19 protein-coding genes are annotated in these 19,822 nt (G+C 68.2%); 12 read left to right on the top strand and 7 right to left on the bottom strand.

What is annotated here, in order from left to right:
• The first annotated feature begins 185 nt into the window (after positions 1-185).
• The gene (locus tag DDF67_RS00655; protein WP_109099053.1) at positions 186-1,958 is read left to right on the top strand and encodes an arylsulfatase; all 1,773 of its coding nucleotides are present in this window, start codon (positions 186-188) and stop codon (positions 1,956-1,958) included.
• Complete coding sequence (locus DDF67_RS00650) at positions 1,958-2,920, top strand: SUMF1/EgtB/PvdO family nonheme iron enzyme (RefSeq protein WP_109099052.1); 963 nt, start codon at positions 1,958-1,960, stop codon at positions 2,918-2,920. The genes DDF67_RS00655 and DDF67_RS00650 overlap by 1 nt, the downstream gene beginning before the upstream one ends.
• On the opposite strand, the gene DDF67_RS00645 is transcribed toward DDF67_RS00650, so the two are convergent.
• On the bottom strand, positions 2,871-3,902 hold the full coding sequence (locus DDF67_RS00645; protein ID WP_109099051.1) for a glycoside hydrolase family 43 protein: 1,032 nt from the start codon (positions 3,900-3,902) through the stop codon (positions 2,871-2,873). The two genes, DDF67_RS00650 and DDF67_RS00645, sit on opposite strands and share 50 nt — an antisense overlap.
• Before the next feature lie 211 nt (positions 3,903-4,113).
• On the opposite strand from DDF67_RS00645, the gene DDF67_RS00640 reads away from it, so the two are divergent.
• Positions 4,114-6,081, top strand: a complete 1,968-nt coding sequence (locus tag DDF67_RS00640) for an acetyl/propionyl/methylcrotonyl-CoA carboxylase subunit alpha (RefSeq protein WP_109099050.1) — start codon at positions 4,114-4,116, stop codon at positions 6,079-6,081.
• Between the two features lie 49 nt (positions 6,082-6,130).
• On the opposite strand, the gene DDF67_RS00635 is transcribed toward DDF67_RS00640, so the two are convergent.
• Entirely contained in the window at positions 6,131-7,432 is a 1,302-nt protein-coding gene (locus tag DDF67_RS00635; protein ID WP_109099049.1) for a cation:proton antiporter, read from the bottom strand.
• Positions 7,433-7,598: 166 nt separating this feature from the next.
• Between DDF67_RS00635 and DDF67_RS00630 the strand changes: the two genes are divergently transcribed.
• On the top strand, positions 7,599-7,997 hold the full coding sequence (locus DDF67_RS00630; protein ID WP_109099048.1) for a DUF1489 family protein: 399 nt from the start codon (positions 7,599-7,601) through the stop codon (positions 7,995-7,997).
• Between the two features lie 163 nt (positions 7,998-8,160).
• On the opposite strand, the gene panC is transcribed toward DDF67_RS00630, so the two are convergent.
• Positions 8,161-9,009, bottom strand: a complete 849-nt coding sequence (gene panC / locus DDF67_RS00625) for a pantoate--beta-alanine ligase (RefSeq protein ID WP_109099047.1) — start codon at positions 9,007-9,009, stop codon at positions 8,161-8,163.
• 203 nt (positions 9,010-9,212) lie between these two features.
• Here panC and mipZ point away from each other — a divergent pair, with 203 nt between their 5' ends.
• Together mipZ and DDF67_RS00615 are read left to right on the top strand one after the other, a co-directional pair.
• The gene (mipZ, locus tag DDF67_RS00620) at positions 9,213-10,049 is read left to right on the top strand and encodes a division plane-positioning ATPase MipZ (RefSeq protein WP_101719620.1); all 837 of its coding nucleotides are present in this window, start codon (positions 9,213-9,215) and stop codon (positions 10,047-10,049) included.
• 27 nt (positions 10,050-10,076) lie between these two features.
• Complete coding sequence (locus tag DDF67_RS00615) at positions 10,077-10,508, top strand: J domain-containing protein (protein ID WP_109099046.1); 432 nt, start codon at positions 10,077-10,079, stop codon at positions 10,506-10,508.
• Positions 10,509-10,600: 92 nt separating this feature from the next.
• Here the strand turns inward: DDF67_RS00615 and DDF67_RS00610 are convergent, their stop codons facing one another.
• The gene (locus DDF67_RS00610; protein WP_109099045.1) at positions 10,601-11,923 is read right to left on the bottom strand and encodes a D-alanyl-D-alanine carboxypeptidase family protein; all 1,323 of its coding nucleotides are present in this window, start codon (positions 11,921-11,923) and stop codon (positions 10,601-10,603) included.
• 335 nt (positions 11,924-12,258) lie between these two features.
• On the opposite strand from DDF67_RS00610, the gene DDF67_RS00605 reads away from it, so the two are divergent.
• The 4 genes from DDF67_RS00605 (at position 12,259) to DDF67_RS00590 (ending at position 15,220) form a co-directional block, all read left to right on the top strand.
• Entirely contained in the window at positions 12,259-12,693 is a 435-nt protein-coding gene (locus tag DDF67_RS00605; protein WP_109099044.1) for a phasin family protein, read from the top strand.
• 138 nt (positions 12,694-12,831) lie between these two features.
• Positions 12,832-13,290, top strand: coding sequence for a RidA family protein (locus tag DDF67_RS00600; protein ID WP_109099043.1), 459 nt, complete (start codon positions 12,832-12,834; stop codon positions 13,288-13,290).
• Entirely contained in the window at positions 13,290-14,063 is a 774-nt protein-coding gene (locus tag DDF67_RS00595; protein WP_109099042.1) for a glycerophosphodiester phosphodiesterase, read from the top strand. The genes DDF67_RS00600 and DDF67_RS00595 overlap by 1 nt, the downstream gene beginning before the upstream one ends.
• A complete protein-coding gene (locus DDF67_RS00590) occupies positions 14,060-15,220 on the top strand; it encodes a GNAT family N-acetyltransferase (protein WP_109099041.1) in 1,161 nt (386 codons plus the stop codon). Before DDF67_RS00595 ends, DDF67_RS00590 begins: the two co-directional genes overlap by 4 nt.
• A gap of 6 nt (positions 15,221-15,226) precedes the next feature.
• On the opposite strand, the gene DDF67_RS00585 is transcribed toward DDF67_RS00590, so the two are convergent.
• Together DDF67_RS00585 and DDF67_RS00580 are read right to left on the bottom strand one after the other, a co-directional pair.
• Complete coding sequence (locus DDF67_RS00585) at positions 15,227-15,709, bottom strand: pyridoxamine 5'-phosphate oxidase family protein (protein WP_109099040.1); 483 nt, start codon at positions 15,707-15,709, stop codon at positions 15,227-15,229.
• A gap of 52 nt (positions 15,710-15,761) precedes the next feature.
• Positions 15,762-16,352, bottom strand: coding sequence for a DUF4287 domain-containing protein (locus DDF67_RS00580; RefSeq protein WP_109099039.1), 591 nt, complete (start codon positions 16,350-16,352; stop codon positions 15,762-15,764).
• A gap of 54 nt (positions 16,353-16,406) precedes the next feature.
• On the opposite strand from DDF67_RS00580, the gene DDF67_RS00575 reads away from it, so the two are divergent.
• The gene (locus tag DDF67_RS00575; RefSeq protein WP_109099065.1) at positions 16,407-16,838 is read left to right on the top strand and encodes an HIT family protein; all 432 of its coding nucleotides are present in this window, start codon (positions 16,407-16,409) and stop codon (positions 16,836-16,838) included.
• Positions 16,839-16,994: 156 nt separating this feature from the next.
• Positions 16,995-17,432, top strand: a complete 438-nt coding sequence (locus tag DDF67_RS00570; protein WP_109099038.1) for a BLUF domain-containing protein — start codon at positions 16,995-16,997, stop codon at positions 17,430-17,432.
• Positions 17,433-17,490: 58 nt separating this feature from the next.
• Here DDF67_RS00570 and clpA read toward each other — a convergent pair whose 3' ends face one another.
• A complete protein-coding gene (gene clpA / locus DDF67_RS00565) occupies positions 17,491-19,812 on the bottom strand; it encodes an ATP-dependent Clp protease ATP-binding subunit ClpA (RefSeq protein ID WP_109099037.1) in 2,322 nt (773 codons plus the stop codon).
• Positions 19,813-19,822: the final 10 nt, after the last annotated feature.

Raw genomic sequence — 19,822 nt, 5'->3', positions numbered from 1 at the left:
ACGACGATCAGTGACGCGTCGGCGGGCCCTTCGCCGATGCGTCGTCGTTGCGGTGCGGAGGGAGCTTTAAATCCCAACTACTCCGATCGGCATTACAGAAATTCTCAACAGGGCGTTTCGAAATTGTCGTAAGAGCGCTCGGCCTTGCAGGCCTTAGGGGGAAGGGAGAACACGAGGGAAGCGTCATGAAGACCCATCGAACGACCCTGCGCGCACGGCTGCTGGCCGGCGCCCTGATCGCCGCCGCCAGCCTCGCGGGCGGCCTCGCCCACGCCGCCGAGCCTGCAACTCCGGCCGCGACGCGGGCGGTCGAGAAGCGTCCGAACTTCTTGGTCATTGTCGCCGATGACTTGGGCTATTCTGATCTCGGCGCCTTCGGCGGCGAGATCGAGACGCCGAATCTCGACGCCCTGGCCAAGGCTGGCGTGCGGCTGTCGGGTTTCCACACCGCCCCGACCTGCTCGCCGACCCGCTCGATGCTGATGACAGGCTCGGACAACCACCAGGTGGGCCTGGGCTCGATGGCCGAGGTGCTGACGCCGGGGCAGAAGGGACGGCCGGGCTACGAGGGCTATCTCAACGAGCGCTCGGTGACCGTCGCCGAACTGCTGCGCGACAGCGGCTACCGCACCCTGATGGCCGGCAAGTGGCACCTCGGTTTGGCCGACGACCAGTCGCCGACGGCGCGCGGCTTCGAGCGCTCCTACGCCCTGCTGCAGGGCCTGCAGAACCACTTCGGCGAGGACCAGACCGAGGCCTACAAAGCCGCGGGCGCGGCCTCGACCTTCCGCGAGGACGGCAAGGTGGTGACCTATCCCAAGGGCGTCTATTCGGCCGACTTCTACGGCGACAAGATGGCCCAGTTCATCCGCGAGGGCGCGGGTGATAGCCGGCCGTTCTTCGCCTATCTGACCTTCACCGAGCCGCACTGGCCGCTGCAGGCTCCGCCTGAGACCATCGCCAAGTACAAGGGCCGCTACGACGCCGGCTACGAGGTGCTGCGCGAGCAGCGTCTGGCCAAGCTCAAGGCGCTGGGCCTCGTGCCCAAGGACGTCAAGCCGCACCCGTTCATCGACACTCCGGCCTGGAGCTCGCTGAGCCCCGAGCAGAAAAAGGACCAGTCGCGCCGCATGGAGATCTACGCGGCCATGGTCGACCGCATGGATCAGAACATCGGCAAGGTGGTCGCGGCGCTGAAGGCCTCGGGCCAGTACGACAACACCGTCATCGTCTTCCTGTCGGACAACGGCGCCGAGGGCAGCCGCATCGACACCGTGCGCGGCGTCGCCGACCCTGCCAAGATCGCCACGCTGGGCATCGACAACAGCTTCGACAACCTGGGCGCGGGCTCCTCGCACGTGGGCTACGGCCCCGGCTGGGCGCAGGCGGCCACCGCCCCGACCCGCCAGGTCAAGGGCTACACCACGGAGGGCGGCATCCATACGCCGGCCATCGTCGAGGGCCCCGGCGTAAAGGGCGACGGCCGCATCGTCGACTCCCTGGCCCACGTGTCCGACGTCGAGGCCACGGTGCTGGAACTGGCCGGGGTGAAGCGTCCCGAAACCTATCGCGGCCGCGCCGTCGCCCCGGCCATCGGCCGTTCGTGGGTCGCCGCGCTGGCGAGCCCCGACGCCGTCGTGCGCGGTCCGCAGGACCTGGTGAATTGGGAGCTGTTCTTCCGCCGGGCCGTCCGCCAGGGCGATTGGAAGGCAGTCTACCTGCCCAGCGCGCCGGGCGGGGCGGCCTATTCGCGCGAGGCGGTGCTGCCGGCCAACTGGCAGCTCTTCAACCTCAAGAGCGACCCGGCCGAGGCCCTCGACCTGGCGTCCAGCCAGCCGGCCAAGCTGAAGGAACTGGTCGAGGCCTGGAACCGCTACGCCGAGCAGAACGGCGTGGTCCTGCCGCCGCCGCAGCCGGCCACCGGTGCGGCCGCGCCCGCAAAGGCCGGCGCGCGCTGATGCGGCGCGGCCTTCCTGCGGCGGCGGTGGTCGCGTTGGTCGCGGGCCTTTCGGCCGGCGGCTTCACGACCGCCGATCCGTCCGGCGTCGACGTGGCGGCGATCCGCGCCGCGCCCGCCGGCGCCTGCAAGACCCGGGAAGGTCGCGCCTTCATTCCCGCCGGCGAGGTGTCGCTGGGCGAGGACGGTCCGGGGCGGCCGGGCAGGGTGGTGGCAGTCGAGGGCTTCTGGCTGGATCGCCACGAGGTGACCAACCGCCAGTTCGCCGCCTTCGTCGACGCCACCGGCTACGTAACCCAGGCCGAGCGGGACGGAGCCTCGGCGGCGTTCGTCCAGCCCGAACATCTGGCCTCCGGCCTCGACGACGCGGGCCAGTGGTGGAAGCTGACGCCGCGCGCCAACTGGCGCCGGCCGCACGGCGGCGGGGCCGACGACCTGGCCCATGCCGACGAGCCGGTGGTGCACGTGGCCTATGCCGACGCGGCCGCCTACGCCCGCTGGGCCGGCGGACGCCTGCCGACCGAAGCCGAGTGGGAGCGCGCCGCGCGCGGCGACCAGGCCGGTCCGCGCGCGCCCCAGGCCTGGGCCTATGACGACGACGGCAAACCCACGGCCAACACCTGGCAGGGCGAGTTTCCGCTGGCCCAGGCAGACGAAGACCACTTCACGGGCCTGGCGCCGGTCGGCTGCTTCTCGCCCAACGCCTTCGGCCTCGTCGACATGATCGGCAACGTCTGGGAGTGGACGGCCAGCCCCGCCGGAACCTCGGGCGTCGAGCGCCTGATCAAGGGCGGCTCGTTCCTCTGCGCCTTCAACTACTGCGCCAACTTCCGGCCCGCCGCCTGGCAGGCGCAGGAGGAGGGCATCGGAACATCGCACGTGGGCTTCCGGGTGGCGTACGAAAAAGCCTCTCTCAAAGAGAGAGGGGTTCGGGATCCCCGTCCAGATCTGTCCGCTGCCTGACGATCTCCAGCCGATCGCCCGCGTCGCGCATCTCGTAGAGCTTGCCGCGGGCGTTCTTGAACGGGCGGTGGACCACCATCATCAGCTGGCCGTCGAAGCGGTGGAACAGCATGCCGTGGCCGCTGTCGTGGCGGACCAGCGGCGGCAGCTGTTCCCAAGGACCCTCGATCGTTCCGCTCTTCGAGCGCGCCTGCGACTGGACGTAGCCGTTCTTGTCGTAGCTGGACCACAGCATCAGAAGTTGGCCGGTCTTGCTCGTGAACAGCTGCGGGCCGTCGGTGACGTAGGCCAGATCGCCCTCGGGCTGCTTCTTGCCGTCGGCCCATGGCGCCTGGCTGGCGGTGAACAGCGTGCGGCGCGGTCCGGCGGCCGCCAGGTCGTCGGTCAGGGGCAGGGCCTCGATGGCCCCGTCGCCCACCTGCAGCCACTCGCGCGAATAGACATACCAGGGCCGCCCGTCGGGGGCGACGTAGAGCGTGCCGTCCAGCGTCATCAGTTCTTTCGGCGCGACCGGCTCGCCGTCGCGGACGACGGTAAACGGGCCTTCGGGGCTGTCGGCCACGGCCAGGATCGTGCCGCGCCGGTAGGGTTTGCGCTTGCCGACCGGCGGCAGGAGGGCGGCCTCGTCGTGGAAGGTGGCGAAGATGAGCCAGCGGCCTCGCCACTGGTGGACCTCCGGCGCCCAGGCTCCGCCCTTGAACCAGGCCGTGGTCGGCGCTTGGAACACGCAGCGCGGCTTTTTCCAGTTCAGCAGGTTGCGGCTGACATACATCATCACGCCCAGGCCCGGCGTGCCGCTGAGCCGCGCGATGTTGGAGGTGTAGAGCCGATAGAGCCCGGCCCCGTCGTCGGCGACCATGAACGGGTCGTGCAGCGGCATGTTCGGCAGGCGCAGCGCCGGCTCGGCGCGGACGGTGGTGGGGAGGAGCGCCAGGGCGGCGGTCCCGAGGGCAAGCGCCCGTCGCGAGGTGTCGATGGGCATGCTTCCTCCAGGCGACGCGCTACGAGACGCGATCTAGAAAGACATGGCGGCGCTTTGCAACGGCCAGGGCAGGGGGCAAGCTGGCGGCGTTGTCGCGGCGTGCGGCAAAGGTCGTGCTGGCCTATCGATGTTTTAGGGCATAAACCTCGGCCGATAACGAAGCATGCGACAGAGGCTGGCCCAAAACAGCCTCGCCCCTAGGAGGAACGCGTTGATCGAGTCGGTTCTGATCGCCAATCGCGGCGAGATCGCGCGCCGGATCATCCGCACCGCGCGCGAGATGGGCGTGCGCACCGTCGCCGTCCACTCGGAAGCCGACAGCCACGCCCCCTTCGTGATGGAGGCCGACATGGCCATCCTGATCGGCGGCTCGCCGGCCCGTGAAAGCTACCTCGACCCCGCCAAGATCCTGGCCGCCGCCCGCCAGACCGGCGCCGAGGCGATCCACCCAGGCTATGGCTTCCTCTCCGAGAACGCCGACTTCGCACAGGCGGTGATCGACGCAGGGCTGGTCTGGATCGGCCCGCCGCCGTCGGCGATCCGCGCCATGGGACTGAAGGACGCCGCCAAGAAGCTCATGATCGAGGCTGGCGTGCCCACCACCCCAGGCTATCTGGGCGACGACCAGTCGGTGGAGCGCCTGACCGCCGAAGCCGCCAAGATCGGCTTCCCCGTGCTGATCAAGGCCGTGGCCGGCGGCGGCGGCAAGGGCATGCGCAAGGTCGACCGCGCGGAAGACTTCGTCGAGGCCCTGGGCTCGTGCCGCCGCGAGGCCGCCGCCAGCTTCGGCGATGACCGCGTGCTGCTGGAGAAGTGGGTCACTCGCCCGCGCCACATCGAGGTGCAGGTGTTCGGCGACCAGTTCGGCGACGTCGTCCACCTGTTCGAGCGCGATTGCTCGCTGCAGCGCCGCCACCAGAAGGTTATCGAGGAGGCTCCGGCCCCCGGCATGGACGAGGAGACTCGGGAAGCGGTCTGTGGCGCGGCCGTGCGCGCCGCCCAGGCCGTCGGCTATGTGGGCGCGGGCACGGTGGAGTTCATCGCCGACGCCAGCGAAGGCCTGCGCGCCGACCGCATCTGGTTCATGGAGATGAACACCCGCCTGCAGGTGGAGCATCCGGTCACCGAGATGGTCACCGGTCAGGATCTGGTGGAGTGGCAGCTGCGCGTCGCTTCGGGCGAGCCGCTGCCGCTGGCTCAGGACGAGATCGAGCTGCAGGGCTGGGCCATGGAGGCGCGCCTCTATGCCGAGAACCCCGCCACCGGCTTCCTGCCCTCGACCGGGCCGCTGAAGCACTTCCGCCTGCCGGAGGGTGACGTGCGGGTCGACAGCGCGGTGGAGGAGGGCGGCGAGGTCACGCCTTTCTACGATCCGATGATTGCCAAGCTGATCGCCCACGGCGTCGACCGCGAGGACGCGGCCCATCGCCTGGCCGAGGCCTGCAAGCTGGTCGAGGTCTATCCGGTCAAGACCAACGCCGCCTTCCTGGCCGCCTGCGCCAGTCATCCGGACTTCGTGGAGGGTGCGATCGACACCGGCTTTATCGCCGCGCGCCTGGACGAACTGACCGAGCGCCAGTTCTCGGACGCTCCGACCCTGGCCGCCATCGGCCAGCGGCTCGAGACCTTTATGGCCGCCGACCAGCCCAAGGCCGATCCGTGGGCCAGCGCGCCCTCGCGCCTGCTGGGCTTCCGCATGGGCGCGCCGCGCGCGGCCATGGCTCTGCCGCTCACCGTGGACGGCGCCAGGGTTCCGCTGCGGGTGGGCCTGGTGACCGGCGCTGGCGACGACTGGTCGTGGGACATCACCGTCGAGGACGGCCGGCCGCTCGACGACGTCGACGTGCTGCCCGGCGTCTACGGCCGCGACCCGCTCTATGTGTTCGAGGGCGGCGACGTGCGCGAGTTCGATTTCGCGCCCCAGGTTGGCGGCGGCGCCCATGGCGCCGCGTCGGACGGGGCCATCCTGTCGCCGATGCCGGGCAAGGTGGTGTCGGTGGCGGTTTCGGCCGGCCAGGCCGTGACCAAGGGCCAGACCCTGCTGGTGCTGGAAGCCATGAAGATGGAGCACGCCCTGGCCGCGCCGTTCGACGGCGTGGTCGGCGAACTCACCGCCGTGGCCGGCGGCCAGGTCGCCGAGGGCGTGGTGCTGGCGCGGCTGGAGGCGGCGGAGCGCTAATCTCCGTAAAATCCGCGCGAAGGCGGGAATTTTACGGAGATTGGCTAGCTTACGCCGGCAGTCTCGCCAGCTCGCTGGCCTCGTCCTCGCTCTCGTCCAGCGCCCCGAGTTCGCCTCGGGCCCGCGCGGCCTTGCCGTACAGCAGCTCGAACAGCGGGCTGGCCATCAGGGTGGTGATGATCGCCATCAGCACCAGCATCGAGAATAGCGCCGGGCCGATGATGCCCTTCTGCAGGCCTATGTTGATGATGATTAGCTCCATCAGGCCGCGGGCGTTCATCAGGGCGCCGATGCCGCAGGCGGTGGCGTTGTCCTGGCCGGTCAGGCGCGCGGCGGCCCAGCAGGCGCCGCCCTTGGCCAGGATCGAGCCGGCCAGGATCACCAGGGTCACGGCGACCAGACCGAAGCTGTTGACCATGGTCAGCTGTGTATGCAGCCCCGAGAAGGTGAAGAACATCGGCAGCAGCAGCACGACCGCGAACGGCTCCAGCTGCTTCTTGACCTCGCGGCTGAGCACGCCGCGCGGCAGCACCGTGCCCAGGATGAAGCCGCCGAACACCGCGTGGATGCCCACCGCGTCCATCGCCCAGGCGCACAGCGCGAACAGCATGACCACGACGCCCAGTATGTTGGGCGTGACCTTGCCTTCGCGCTCGGCCCAGCGGCCCAGCGGGGCCAGCAGTTTCGGGCCCAGGGTGACCATGAAGGCGACGAAGACCGCGCCGCCGACGATGGCCTTGATCGCCACGGCCGGGCCGCCGCCGAAGGTGGCAAGGACGACGGCCAGCACCGTCCAGGCGCCGGCGTCGTCGATGGCTCCCGCCGACAGCGACAGCGTACCCAGCGGCGTCTTGGACAGGCCGCGCTCGTGGATGATGCGGGCCAGCATCGGGAAGGCGGTAATCGAGATCGCCGCGCCCATGAACAGCGTGGCCTGGAAGGTGTCGATGCCCTTGCCGAACAGGCCCAGGTGCAGCAGCCACGGCGCGATGGCCACGGCGACCAGGAACGGCGCGGCCATGCCCGACAGCGACACGGCCGCCGCGCTCTTGGCGTTGCTCTTGAAGTGGTCGGCCTGGAAGCCGAGGCCCACCAGGAACATGTAGAGCCCGACGCCCATCTGGGCGCCGACATAGAGGACGCTCTTGGAATCCTTGGGGAACAGCATGTGCTGGATGTCGGGCGCCAGCAGGCCGAACAGCGACGGTCCCAGCAGCACGCCGGCGATCATCTCGCCCACGACCTGAGGCTGGCCCAGATATTTCTTGGCGAGCCAGCCGACCAGCCGGCTGACCGCGATGATCACGAACATCTGCAAAAAGAAGACAACGCTGAGCTCAGCCGCCGTCATGGTCCCGTCCCCCGAAATCGCGCCGTGCTTCGACGGTCGCCGTCTCTTCCCTGAGACTCCGATATCATTGGTCGGGAATGGGACCTAGGGGTTATATGATAGCGTTGTCAGTTCGTTGTGGGCGGCTGGCGCTTGCGCCGTGAACAGAGCGCGCTAAATCGGCTCCATGGCCCTGCACATGATCAAGCTGGTCGTCGGCTGTGACAACATCGACGACCTCGTCGCCTGGCACAAGGAAGGCCATCCGTGGGTGATGCACACCCGGATGACGCCCAAGCGGATCGGCGAAATCCTGGACGGCGGCTCGCTGTACCGGGTGTTCAAGGGCCAGGTGCTGTGCCGCCAGACCATCCTGGCCATCGACACGGTGGGCGAGGGGCAGAACGCGCGCTGCGAGGTGACGGTCGACCCGACCATCGTGCGTGTGGCGCCGCAGCCGCGCCGGGCTTTTCAGGGCTGGCGCTACCTCGCGCCCGAGGATGCTCCGCCGGACCTGACCGAGGGCGAGGCCGCCGACATGCCGCCGGAACTGGCTCGCCAACTCCGGGAGCTTGGCGCCTGGTGATCGCTTAGCGGATCGTCAGCCCAGGCGTGCGACGATCCTGGCTCGACCTTCTTAGGGAGAGCGAAGATGCGACTGGCCCATAGGCGTTCGGCATGGGTCTGCTGTTCCTGGCGATGGTGAGCGCCGTCGGCGTCGCCCTGGTGACCAAGGCCTAGGAGCACCCTCAGGCGGCCATGTTGTCGATCAGGCGGGTCTTGCCCAGCCAGGCGGCCGCCAGCAGGCGCGCCTTGGAGCCGTGCAGGGCGTCCGGGCCCAGACGCGAAAGGTCGTCGGCGTCGCGGAAATCGAAATAGTCCACCTGGCGGAAGCCGGCGGCTTCCAGGGCGGCCTTGCCGGCCGCCTCGGCCATCTCGACGCGCTCGCCCGCCTGGACGGCGGCGATGGCGGCCTTCATGGCGTTGGGCAGGGCCACTGCGGCGGCGCGCTCCTGCGGCGACAGGTAGGCGTTGCGCGAGGAGAGGGCCAGGCCGTCCTCTGCGCGGGCCGTGGGGGCGCCGACGATCTCGACGGGCAGATCAAGATCGCGGGTCACGCGGCGGATGACCTGGAGTTGCTGGTAATCCTTCTCGCCGAAGAGGGCGATGTCCGGCTCCGCCTGGATCAGCAGCTTGGTGACGACGGTGGCCACGCCGCCGAAGAACTGCGGGCGGGCAGCGCCTTCAAGCGGTTCGGAGACGCCCGTCAGGTTGATCGTCGTGGAGAAGCCCTGGGGGTACATCTCGGCCGCGTTCGGGGCGAACAGCAGGTCGCAGCCGGCGCTGTCCAGAAGCTCGGCGTCGCGGGCTTCGCCGCGCGGATAGGCGTCGAAGTCCTCGTGCGGGGCGAACTGCTTGGGATTGACGAAGACGCTGGCCACGGTGCGCTTCACGCGGGTCTGGGCCAGGCGGACCAGCGACAGGTGGCCCTCGTGCAGCGCGCCCATGGTCGGGATCAGGCCCACCTGCTCGCCGGCGGCCTTCCAGGCGCGGACCTGCTCACGCAATTCGGCGACGGTGCGGACGATACGGGTCATTTCGGGGGAACTCTGCTGCGACGCAAAAACGAGCGTTCGGACGGGCGGCTTATGGCCGATATGGGACATCGGGTCCACCTGCGACACCGAGACTGTGGACGCAGGGCGCCATAAGATTGACGCTAGGAGCGCGCAGGGCGTTTCATGCGCGTTAAGATTTTGGTTAGATTCGCCCGAGTCGGGTGGAACGAAGGAAGAAGCCTATGGCCGAAACGCGCGTGATCGTCGTCGGCAACGAAAAGGGCGGGGCCGGCAAGTCCACCATCGCTATGCACCTCATGACGTCGCTGCTGTACGGCGGCGCCCGGGTGGCGATCATGGACCTGGACCTGCGCCAGTGCACCAGCATGCGGTTCTGCGAGAACCGCGCGGCCTGGCTGGCCGGCAACGACGTCAAGCTGCCGATGCCGCAGACCTTCCGTCTCAGCGACGACGACATCGCCCTGGCGGCGGCGTCGGAAGCCGAACAGGTCGCCGCCTTCGAGAAGGCGTTCCTGGCCGCGCGCGAGGTCGCCGACTTCGTGCTGATCGACACCCCCGGGGGCGACACCCAGATCACGCGCATGGCCCATGGCCTGGCCGACCTGATCGTCACGCCGATGAACGACAGCTTCGTCGACTTCGACATGCTGGGCCACGTTGACCCGGTGACCATGGAGCTGCAGAAGCCCAGCCTCTACTCCCAGACGGTTTGGGAGGCCCGCAAGGCCCGCGCCATGGCCGGCCAGCGCCAGCCGCTGGACTGGGTGGTGCTGCGCAACCGCCTGGCCACCACCGAAGCCCGTAACCGCAAGCGCCTGGAAGACCGCCTGACGGCCCTGGCCAAGCGCGTGGGCTTCCGCATGGGTCCGGGCCTGCGCGATCGCGTGATCTATCGCGAGCTGTTCCCGTTCGGCCTGACCATCGCCGACCTGTCGACCCAGGTTCGTCCGGTGCCGGTGTCGCTGCAGCACCTGGCCGCGCGTCAGGAACTGAGGGCCCTGATGCACTCGCTTGGCCTGGCGGCGTTCTCGGGCGAAACTCTGCTCGCCGCCCAGTAAACCGATAGGGCGGCGTCGGATCCGCGCATGCTCTTCTATCTGATCCTCGGCGCGGTGGTCGTCGCCTGGCTGCTGTGGGGCAAGCGCAAGCCGCTCTTCGCTGGCGAGGGCTGGCGCGTCGGCGCCGGCGTGGCCTCGGCCGCGGCCTTCGCCGCCGCCGCCTATGCGGGCGTGCGCAGTCAGTGGCCAGCGACCCTTGCGCTGTGCGTGCTGGGCCTGTGGTGCGCCACCTCGGCCCGCCAGCGTCCGGTGATCCGCAAGGTGTCTGAGCCCAGCAAGCCGCAGCTGTCGGCTGGCGAGGCCCGTTCGATCCTCGGTGTCGACGCAAAGGCCGGCCCCGACGAGATCCAGGCCGCCTATGCCCGCCTGATCCGCCTTGCCCATCCCGACAAGGGCGGCACGGCGGGCCTGGCCGCCCAGCTGAACGCGGCGCGGGACCGGTTGCTCAAGGGGCGGTGAGGGGGCTTTCCCGCCTCCAGCGAAGAAACAGGCAAACGAAAAAGCCGGCGACCGCAAGGCCGCCGGCTTTCTTGTTTCCGGCTCCGCCGAGATCAGCGCGGGGCGATGACCATGCAGGGCTGCCGCTTGGCGGTGATCGCCGAGCAGGCGGCGCGGGCGGCCTCGGCGGTCATGCCCTGGAACTGGGCGCGGAAGGCGCCGCCCGCCGCGCTGACCACGGCGCCTTCGGCGTCGGCCACGGCCTTGGTGAAGCGATCGCGGACGATGCCCAGCTGCTTGTTGGCGAGGCTCTTGGACTGGAAGGCCCCGACCTGGACGCTCCATTCGCCCTTGGCCTTCTTCGGCGTCGCCTTGGGAGCCGGCTTCACGGATTCCTTGGCGGCCTTGAGGGTGGGGGACACCCGCACCGGCGCGGGCTTGGGATTGTCGGTCAGCACGATCTTCAGGCCAGCCTGGTCGCCATCGCCCTCTTCCGACGAGGGGCGCATGATCGGGCCGGTCGGATCTTCTTCGTACAGGTTGGCGGCGATGCTGGTGCGCTCGCCGTGCGAGCGGCGGCGCATCACGTCGAAGCCGGTGGTCAGCAGGTCTTCCATGTTGTTGTCGCGCCATGCGGTCGACGAGCCGCCCAGGACCACGGCGATCAGGCGGCGGCCGTCACGCACGGCCGAGCCGGCGAGGTTGTAGCCCGACGCATTGGTGTAGCCGGTCTTCAGGCCGTCGAAGCCTTCCATGCTGGAGAGAAGGCGGTTGTGGCCGCGGATGTAGCCGCCGCGGAATTCGAAGCCCTTGAGGCTGAAGTAGGAATAGTACTGCGGAAAGTCACGCATCGTGGCGCGCGACAGGATGGCGAGATCGCGCGCGGTGCTGATCTGGCGGCTGTCGGGCAGGCCCGAGGCGTTAACGAAGCGGGTGTTGCGCATGCCCAGCTCCTGGCCCCGCAGGGTCATCAGGGCGGCGAAGCGGCTTTCGCTGCCGCCCAGCTTCTCGGCCATGGCGGTGGCGATGTCGTTGGCCGACTTCACGGCCATGGCGCGAATCGCCTCGTCGACGCTGAGGCTGTCGCCCGGGCGCAGGCCCATCTTGGTCGGGGCCTGGGCGGCGGCGCGCGGCGAGATCGGCACGCGGTCGGTCAGCTTCAGGCGGCCCTCGCTGAGCGCCTCGAAGGTCAGGTACAGCGTCATCACCTTGGTGACCGAGGCCGGATAGCGCGGGCTGTCGGCGCGCTTGTCGTACAGCACCTCGCCCGAGTTGGCGTCGATCACGATGGCCGCGTACTTGGGTTCGGCGGCGTTCAGCTGCAGGTACGGGATCTGAGCCGAAGCGACGGTGGGAGCAGCGACGCCGACCAGCGAAGCCGCGGCGAGGCCGGCGGCGACGAGGAGGCGACGGGCGGAGTTAAGCTTGGCGAACATGCGACAAACGTCCGTCATTTGAACTGAGCGGTTCCGCACCGCCACACGCGTGATAGCTAGCATGCGCGTTGTCGCCTTACGCCAAAGTAAACAACTGGTGAGCGATTTCGCCGCAGATTAAGATAAAACTTAGGCGTTGCGGCAACGCTTCGCTGCCTGGGCGTTCATGGCGCGGGGCAGCTTCACCTAGGGTTATGGTGCGCTGCACAAAATCGTTTGACTGCTGCACTGCAACATGAGAAAACCATGTCGTCCCAACGCATGGCGCGGGATCGCGGCCGAAAACCCAAACAAGGCCGCGCCGTCCCACCATGACCCGCCCAGGAGCCCTCCCCATGGCCGTCACCGAGACCCTGAAGAGCACCGTCGAGCAGTACTCCACCGCCAGCAACCAAGCGTTCAAGGATGGTGTCGACAAGTCCCTCGCCGCCCTGGCCGAAGCCAATGTCCATTCCAAGAAGAACCTCGAAGCCGTCGTCGCTTCGGTGACCGCCGCCACCAAGGGCGCCGAAGCCCTGGGCGCCGAAGCCTTCGCCTACTCGAAGAAGGCGGCCGAGGATCAAGTCGCCGCCGCCAAGGCCCTGGCTGGCGCCAAGAGCGTGCAGGAAGCCGTCGAGCTGCAGACCGCCTGGGCCAAGTCGGCCCTGGAAGCCTACATCGCCCAGGTCAGCAAGGCTTCGGAGATCGTCTCGGCCTCGATCAAGGACTCGGTGAAGCCGCTGAACGAGCGCGTCACCGCTACGGTCGAGAAGTTCCAGGCCGCTCGCTAATCCGAAATTCGGAACGGCCCCGCTTGCGGGCCGTTTCTTGATCTACCCAGCCTTTGGCCCGGACCCGCGTCCGGGCCTTTTTTCTTGTATGCAGGCTCGCCCTTGCTAAGCATGCGCTCTCGGTAAGGGAGCGTTTGAATGTCGAAGGTGGAAGAGCGTCTGGCAGGTCTGGGGATCACGCTGCCGGAGCCGGTCGCCCCGGTGGCCAACTACGTGCCGTTCGTGCGCTCGGGCAACCTCGTCCACATCTCCGGCCAGATCTCGATCGATCCGACCGGCGGCATCAAGGGCACGGTCGGCGTCGATGTCGACCTGGAGACCGCCCAGAAGGCCGCGCGGCTGTGCGGCGTAAACCTGCTGGCCCAGATCAAGGCCGCCGTCGGCGACCTCGACAAGGTGGCCCGGGTGGTCAAGCTCGGCGGCTTCGTACAGGCCGGCCCCGACTTCATCGACATTCCCAAGGTCATCAACGGCTGCTCGGACCTGATGGTCGAGGTGTTTGGCGACGCGGGCCGCCACGCCCGCTCGGCCGTGGGTGTCTACAAGCTGCCGCTGGGCTTCGCCGTCGAGGTCGACGCGGTGGTGGAGGTCTTCTGATGCGCGCGCGTCCGCGGCCCGGTACCGAGGTGTTCGGCGAGGCGTGGGAGCGCCTCTTCGATCCGCCGATCGCGCACCGGGGGCTGTGGACGCCGGGCGGCGCGCCCGAGAATTCGCTGGCCGCCTTCCAGGCCGCCTGCGCGAAGGGCTATTCCATCGAGCTGGACGTCCAGCTTACGGCCGACGGCCAGGCGGTGGTCTTCCACGATGATCGCCTGGAGCGGCTGACGGGCGTCGAAGGGCGCCTGCGCGACCACACCGCCGCCGAGCTCGGCGCGATGAAGCTCTCAGGAACCGACGAGACCATCCCGACCCTGGCCGACGCCCTGGCGGTGATCGGTCACCGCGCCATGGTCCAGATCGAGCTGAAGACCCCGTTCGGCGAGGTCGGCGAGCTGGAGAAGAAGGTCTCGGAGATCCTGATCGACCATAATGGTCCGATCGCGGTGATCGGCTTCAACCCGTATTCCCACGCCTGGTTTGCAGACCACAATCCGCAGGTTCTGCGGGGCCTGGATTCCTACGGCTGGAACGACGAGAACGCCCGCAAGCTGGCGCCGGAACTGCGCAAGTCGCTGGCGGCCCTGGAACAGGTGGAGCTGGCGCGCCCGGACTTCCTGGCCCTGGGCCTGGACATGCTGCCCAGCCCGCGCGCCGACGTCTTCCGCGCCAAGGGCATGCCCATCGTCGCCTGGACGGTGCGCTCGCCCGAGCAGTGGGACGCCGTCTCGGACCATTGCGACAATCTGATCTTCGAGGGCTTCGCTGCGTGAGTTCGCTTAAGGCGGAGGTGCGCGTCCACCGCCGCATCGCCGATATCGGCCGGCAGGCCTGGGACGCCTGCGCCGGGGCGTCCGGCGATCCTTTCGTCAGCTTCGACTTTCTCGACATCCTCGAAGAGAGCGGTTGTGCGGCCGACCGCACAGGCTGGGCGCCGCACCATGTCAGCGTCTCCGACACCGACGGCGCCATAGCCGGAGTGATGCCGCTCTATCTGAAGAGCCACAGCCAGGGCGAATACGTCTTCGATCACGCCTGGGCCGACGCCTACGAGCGGGCGGGGGGCAACTATTATCCCAAGCTCCAGTGCTCGGCGCCGTTCTCGCCGGTGACCGGTCCGCGCCTGATCACCCGGCCGGACGTCGATCCGGACGAGGCGCGTTCGGCCCTGCTGGGCGGGGCCCTGACCCTGTGCGAGCGCATCGGCGCCTCGTCGCTGCACGTGACCTTCCCGACGGAAGGCGAGTGGGACTGGATGGGCGACCGCGGCATGCTGCGCCGGCAGGACCAGCAGTATCACTGGGAGAACGCCGGCTACGCCACGTTCGACGACTTCCTGGCGGCCCTGTCGTCCAATCGCCGCAAGACCATCCGCCGCGAGCGTCGCGACGCCCAGGAAGGTCTGGAGATCGTCGCCCTGACCGGCGGGGAACTTACCGCCGAGCACTGGGACGCCTTCTTCGGCTTTTACATGGACACCGGCGCCCGCAAGTGGGGGCGGCCCTATGTGAACCGGCGGTTCTTTGCGCTGTTGCATGAGCGGATGGCCGACAAGGTGCTGCTGATCCTGGCGCGGCGGCCGGGCGGTCCGTGGATCGCCGGGGCCCTCAACCTGATCGGCCGCGACTGCCTCTATGGCCGCCACTGGGGCTGCACCGAGGACGTGCCGTTCCTGCATTTCGAGCTCTGCTACTACCAGGCCATCGAGCATGCGATCCGGCTTGGCCTGCCGCGCGTCGAGGCCGGCGCCCAAGGCCAGCACAAGATCGCTCGCGGCTATCTGCCCAGCGCCGTCTACTCGGCCCACTGGATCGCCGACCCCGCCCTGCGCGAGGCCGTGGCCCGCTACCTGGAACGCGAGCTCGAGGCCGTGGAAGAGGACATGGTGATGCTCACCGAGGAGTTTTCGCCCTTCAGGCGGGAGGGCTGAACAAGCTCAGAGCCTGACCTCGGCTGTCTTGTCCTCGTAGTCCTTCTTCGGATCGATCCCGAGCAGCAACTTCACGCCGGCGAACAGGCTGTTCTCGTTCAGCCAGATCTGGGCCAGGCCGGGCTCGAAGCGCAACAAGCGTAGCTTGGGGTCGTCTTTACCCTCGTACCAGGCCGCGACGAAGGGGCTCCACAGGCGTTCGACCATCTCGCGATCGGTCTCGATGGCCAGGCGGCCTTCGACGGTGGCGAAAAGGTCGTGGCCCTTGGAGGCGAAATGGACGAGCGCGGGGGCGCCCGGCCCGGCTTCCTTGACGAGATCGACGTCGATGGCGCTGAAGATCCAGGCGGCTTTGGTTTCGTCACCATCGAGGACGAAGGTCATGGGCTGGGCGCGACCGCCCTCGGCGTCACGCAGGCCGATCAGGGCGGTGCGGTCGGATTTCAGGGCCTTCCAGAACTTGGCTTTCAGCTCGGCGTCGTTGGACATCGTCATCTCCCACGTTGGATCTAGCCAACGGAGGATGGAGCCCGTCGTTCCGTCAGGAGCGATCCCGGGCCGCCTTCAGCAGCGCCCTGACCTCGTCGTCGACCTCGGCCGGCGAGGCCAGGGCCAGCTTGGCCTTCAGCCGTTCCGACCAGCTCTCGTTCCTGGGCTCGGACAGGCGAGGAGAGGCGTCCGGGGTCAGCGCCAGGCCAAGCGACACTGTCCCGCCCTTCACCGGTTTGGCGGCGGCGAACTGCACCTTGCCGGACCAGGCCGTGAAGGCCTTGCGTTGGCCGGTGACGAGGCCCGGGAAATCGGCGACGGCCGCCTCGATCGCCGCCAGGATCGCGGTCGAGGCCGGGTCGGTCCACAGCGCCGCGCGCAGGCCCTCGGCGTCGTCCCAGCCCAGTTCCGAGGGGAAGGCCGCGCCCAGTATGTAGGCGGCGCGGTTCACGCCTAGTCCGTGGCTGGCCTTCAACCAGTCGACGCGGGCCTTGGGCCGGGTCTCGTTGCAGTCGCGGCGGACGATCTCGACCCACTGTTCCAGCGTCTTGCCGGTGTCGCGCTCCAGGCTCGCCTGGACCGAGGCGAACCACTTCTTCTGGCGTTCTGTCAGGCCCTGGCCCGTTTCGTCGGTCTTGCCCACGCTTGCGCCGCCTCCCTGGTTTGCTAGAGCCTGTCCCACGCAATGGAGATGGTCATGAGCCTCAACGGAACCTACGACCCGGACAACATCTTCGCCAAGATCGTCCGCGGCGAGATCCCGAGCGTAAAGGTGTTCGAGGACGACGAGGTCTTGGCCTTCATGGACGCCTTCCCGCAGTCGAAGGGGCACCTGCTGGTGATCTCCAAGACCTCCAGGGCGCGCAATGTGCTGGAGGCCGAGCCCAAGACCCTGGGCCGGCTGATCGGCGCGGTGCAGAAGGCGGCCCGGGCGGTGACGCAGGCCCTGAAGCCCGATGGCGTGGTCGTCACCCAGTTCAACGGCGCGCCGGCCGGCCAGACCGTCTTCCACCTGCACTTCCACGTCATCCCCCGCTACGAGGGCGAGGCTCTGGGCCGTCACGGCGGCGACATGGCCGATGCCGAGGATCTGAAGGCCCTGGCCGCCCAGATCAGCGCGGCGCTTTAAAGCACCCATCGTCGAACCTCGCTGAAGCGCGCCAGGCGGCACGGCTGCTCCGCCACGAGCGGCAAGGCGGCATGGCGCTCCGGCCGGTGCGAACCTTTCCCGGCCTGGCGCTTTCCCTCCAAGGGCCAAGCTTCAGCGGCCCGCCAAGGACAGCGAATGACCGATCCCCTGGCCCGGCGCGGCCTCTATCGTCTCGTCTATGCCAGCCGGGCGACCGATCCCGAGGTCATCGACGAGACCCTGCGGGCGGTGGTCGCAAAATCCATCCAGAACAATCGCATCGACGACATCACCGGTTTCCTGGCGGCGGGGGAGGGGCGTTTCCTGCAGGTGCTGGAAGGGCCTGGCCAGACCGTCGCCCAGGCCTATGAGCGGATCGGCGCCGATCCGCGCCACGACGAGATCGTGCTGATTGCCGACGGACCGGCCGAGCGGCGTCTGTTCACCGACTGGAACATGGGCCAGCGCCGGCTGGAGGCGGAAGACGCTTCGGCGCTGTCGGAGGTCGGGCTGGAGCACTTCACGCCTGCCGGCCTGGATGAGGAGCGGGCGATCCGCCTGCTGTCGCTGTTGGGCGCGCGGCACCTGCGCTAGGCAAGAAAAAAGGCCCGGATCGCTCCGGGCCTTCTCCATTTTCAAGCGGCGTTTGGCCTTACTCGGCCAGGGCCGGCTCCTCGGCGTCGTCCGACTTGCCGGACTTGCCTTCCGAGGCGCTCTCTATCTCGAAGCCGATCTTGCCGTTCTCGAGCACCACCTTGACGTGGCCCCCGCGGGTCAGGCGGCCGAACAGGATGTCGTCGGCCAGCGGCTTCTTGATGTGCTCCTGGATGACCCGGGCCAGCGGACGGGCGCCATAGAGCTCGTCGAAGCCGTTCTTGGCCAGCCAGTCGGCCGCGTCGTCGGCCAGCTCGATCGTGATGTTGCGGTCGGCCAGTTGCGCCTCCAGCTGCATGACGAACTTCTGAACGACCTGGCGGATGATCTCCGGCGTCAGCGGCTTGAAGGCCACGACGGCGTCCAGGCGGTTGCGGAATTCCGGCGTGAACAGGCGCTTCAGCGCGGCGTCCTCTTCGCCCTCGACCTTTGAACGGCCGAAGCCGATCGAGTTGCGCTGGGCGTCCGAGGCCCCCGCGTTGGTGGTCATGATCAGGACCACATTGCGGAAGTCGACCTTCTTGCCGTTGCTGTCGGTCAGGGTGCCATTGTCCATCACCTGCAGCAGGATGTTGTAGACATCCCCGTGCGCCTTCTCGATCTCGTCGAGCAGGACGACGGCGTGCGGGTGCTGGTCGACCGCGTCGGTCAGCTGACCGCCCTGGTCGAAGCCGACATAGCCGGGAGGGGCGCCGATCAGGCGGCTCACGGTATGGCGCTCCATGTACTCCGACATGTCGAAGCGAAGCATCTCGATGCCCAGGGTCTGGGCCAGTTGCTTGGCGGCTTCGGTCTTGCCCACGCCCGTCGGGCCGCTGAACAGGTACGAGCCGATCGGCTTGTTCGGTTCGCGCAGGCCGGCGCGGGCCAGCTTCATGGCGGCCGACAGCTGGGTGAGGGCCTCTTCCTGGCCGAACACCGCGCGCTTCAGGTCGTTCTCGAGTTCCTTCAGGGCCTCGGTGTCCGACTTGCTGACCGACTTCGGCGGGATGCGGGCGATCTTGGCGACGACGGCCTCGATCTCCTTGACGCCGATGGTCTTCTTGCGACGGCTTTCCGGCAGCAGCATCTGGCCCGCGCCCGCCTCGTCGATCACGTCGATCGCCTTGTCGGGCAGCTTGCGGTCTGTGATGTACTTGGCCGACAGCTCCACCGCGACCTTCAGGGCCTCGGCGGTGTACTTCAGCTTGTGGAAATCCTCGTAATAGGTCTTCAGGCCCTTGAGGATCTTGATGGTGTCTTCCACCGTCGGCTCGTTCACGTCGATCTTCTGAAAGCGGCGGACGAGCGCCCGGTCTTTCTCGAAGTGCTGGCGGAACTCCTTGTAGGTGGTCGAGCCCATGCAGCGCAGGCTGCCCGAGGCCAGGGCGGGCTTCAGCAGGTTGGAGGCGTCCATCGCCCCGCCGCTGGTCGCGCCGGCGCCGATGACGGTGTGGATCTCGTCGATGAACAGCACCGCGTTCGGGTGGTTCTCGAGTTCCTTGACCACCTGCTTGACGCGTTCCTCGAAGTCGCCGCGATAGCGGGTGCCGGCCAGCAGCGCGCCCATGTCGAGCGAGTAGATGGTGGCTTCCGCCAGGACTTCAGGCACCTGGTGGGTGATGATCTTGCGCGCCAGGCCTTCGGCGATGGCGGTCTTGCCGACGCCGGGATCGCCCACGAGCAGGGGGTTGTTCTTGGTGCGGCGGCACAGGATCTGGATCGCGCGTTCCACTTCGTTCGCGCGGCCGATCAGCGGGTCGACCTTGCCCTGGCGGGCCTTCTCGTTGAGGTCGACGCAATAGGCCTCGAGGGCCTCGCCGCCGGTCTTGGTGTTGGGCTTTTCCTGGTCTTCCTCGACCGCGGTCGCGCCCTTGGCGGCCTTGGGCTCCGAAGCGCCGGCCTTCTTGGCGATGCCGTGGGCGATGAAGTTCACCGCGTCGTACCGCGTCATGTCCTGCTCCTGCAGGAAGTAGGCGGCGTGACTTTCGCGTTCTGAGAAGATGGCGACCAGGACGTTGGCGCCGGTGACTTCCTCGCGGCCGGACGACTGGACGTGGATGACCGCGCGCTGGATCACGCGCTGGAAGCCCGCCGTGGGCTTGGCGTCCTCTTCGTCGTCGACCACCAGGGACGACAATTCGACGTCGAGATAGTTGACCAGGCTCTTCTTAAGGGCGGCCAGGTCCACGTCGCAGGCGCGCATGACGCCAGCGGCGTCGTCGTCGTCGGTCAGCGACAGCAGAAGGTGTTCAAGGGTCGCGTACTCATGCTTTCGCTGATTGGCGTACGCGACGGCGCGGTGCAGGGATTCTTCGAGAGGACGCGAAAAAGAGGGCAAGGGGAGGCTC

It is taken from the genome of Caulobacter endophyticus (genome assembly GCF_003116815.1).
GTDB lineage: Bacteria > Pseudomonadota > Alphaproteobacteria > Caulobacterales > Caulobacteraceae > Caulobacter > Caulobacter endophyticus.
The sequence above is the reverse complement of the archived record's forward strand: the minus strand, read 5'-3'. Positions and strand labels throughout refer to the sequence as shown.

Excerpts from the sequence above, each read along its gene's own strand:
- DDF67_RS00655 (WP_109099053.1), top strand. The coding sequence starts at position 186 with ATGAAGACCCATCGAACGACCCTGCGCGCACGGCTGCTGGCCGGCGCC.
- DDF67_RS00650 (WP_109099052.1), top strand. The coding sequence starts at position 1,958 with ATGCGGCGCGGCCTTCCTGCGGCGGCGGTGGTCGCGTTGGTCGCGGGC.
- DDF67_RS00645 (WP_109099051.1), bottom strand. The coding sequence starts at position 3,902 with ATGCCCATCGACACCTCGCGACGGGCGCTTGCCCTCGGGACCGCCGCC.
- DDF67_RS00635 (WP_109099049.1), bottom strand. The coding sequence starts at position 7,432 with ATGACGGCGGCTGAGCTCAGCGTTGTCTTCTTTTTGCAGATGTTCGTG.
- DDF67_RS00630 (WP_109099048.1), top strand. The coding sequence starts at position 7,599 with ATGGCCCTGCACATGATCAAGCTGGTCGTCGGCTGTGACAACATCGAC.
- panC (WP_109099047.1), bottom strand. The coding sequence starts at position 9,009 with ATGACCCGTATCGTCCGCACCGTCGCCGAATTGCGTGAGCAGGTCCGC.
- mipZ (WP_101719620.1), top strand. The coding sequence starts at position 9,213 with ATGGCCGAAACGCGCGTGATCGTCGTCGGCAACGAAAAGGGCGGGGCC.
- DDF67_RS00615 (WP_109099046.1), top strand. The coding sequence starts at position 10,077 with ATGCTCTTCTATCTGATCCTCGGCGCGGTGGTCGTCGCCTGGCTGCTG.
- DDF67_RS00610 (WP_109099045.1), bottom strand. The coding sequence starts at position 11,923 with ATGTTCGCCAAGCTTAACTCCGCCCGTCGCCTCCTCGTCGCCGCCGGC.
- DDF67_RS00605 (WP_109099044.1), top strand. The coding sequence starts at position 12,259 with ATGGCCGTCACCGAGACCCTGAAGAGCACCGTCGAGCAGTACTCCACC.
- DDF67_RS00600 (WP_109099043.1), top strand. The coding sequence starts at position 12,832 with ATGTCGAAGGTGGAAGAGCGTCTGGCAGGTCTGGGGATCACGCTGCCG.
- DDF67_RS00595 (WP_109099042.1), top strand. The coding sequence starts at position 13,290 with ATGCGCGCGCGTCCGCGGCCCGGTACCGAGGTGTTCGGCGAGGCGTGG.
- DDF67_RS00585 (WP_109099040.1), bottom strand. The coding sequence starts at position 15,709 with ATGTCCAACGACGCCGAGCTGAAAGCCAAGTTCTGGAAGGCCCTGAAA.
- DDF67_RS00575 (WP_109099065.1), top strand. The coding sequence starts at position 16,407 with ATGAGCCTCAACGGAACCTACGACCCGGACAACATCTTCGCCAAGATC.
- DDF67_RS00570 (WP_109099038.1), top strand. The coding sequence starts at position 16,995 with ATGACCGATCCCCTGGCCCGGCGCGGCCTCTATCGTCTCGTCTATGCC.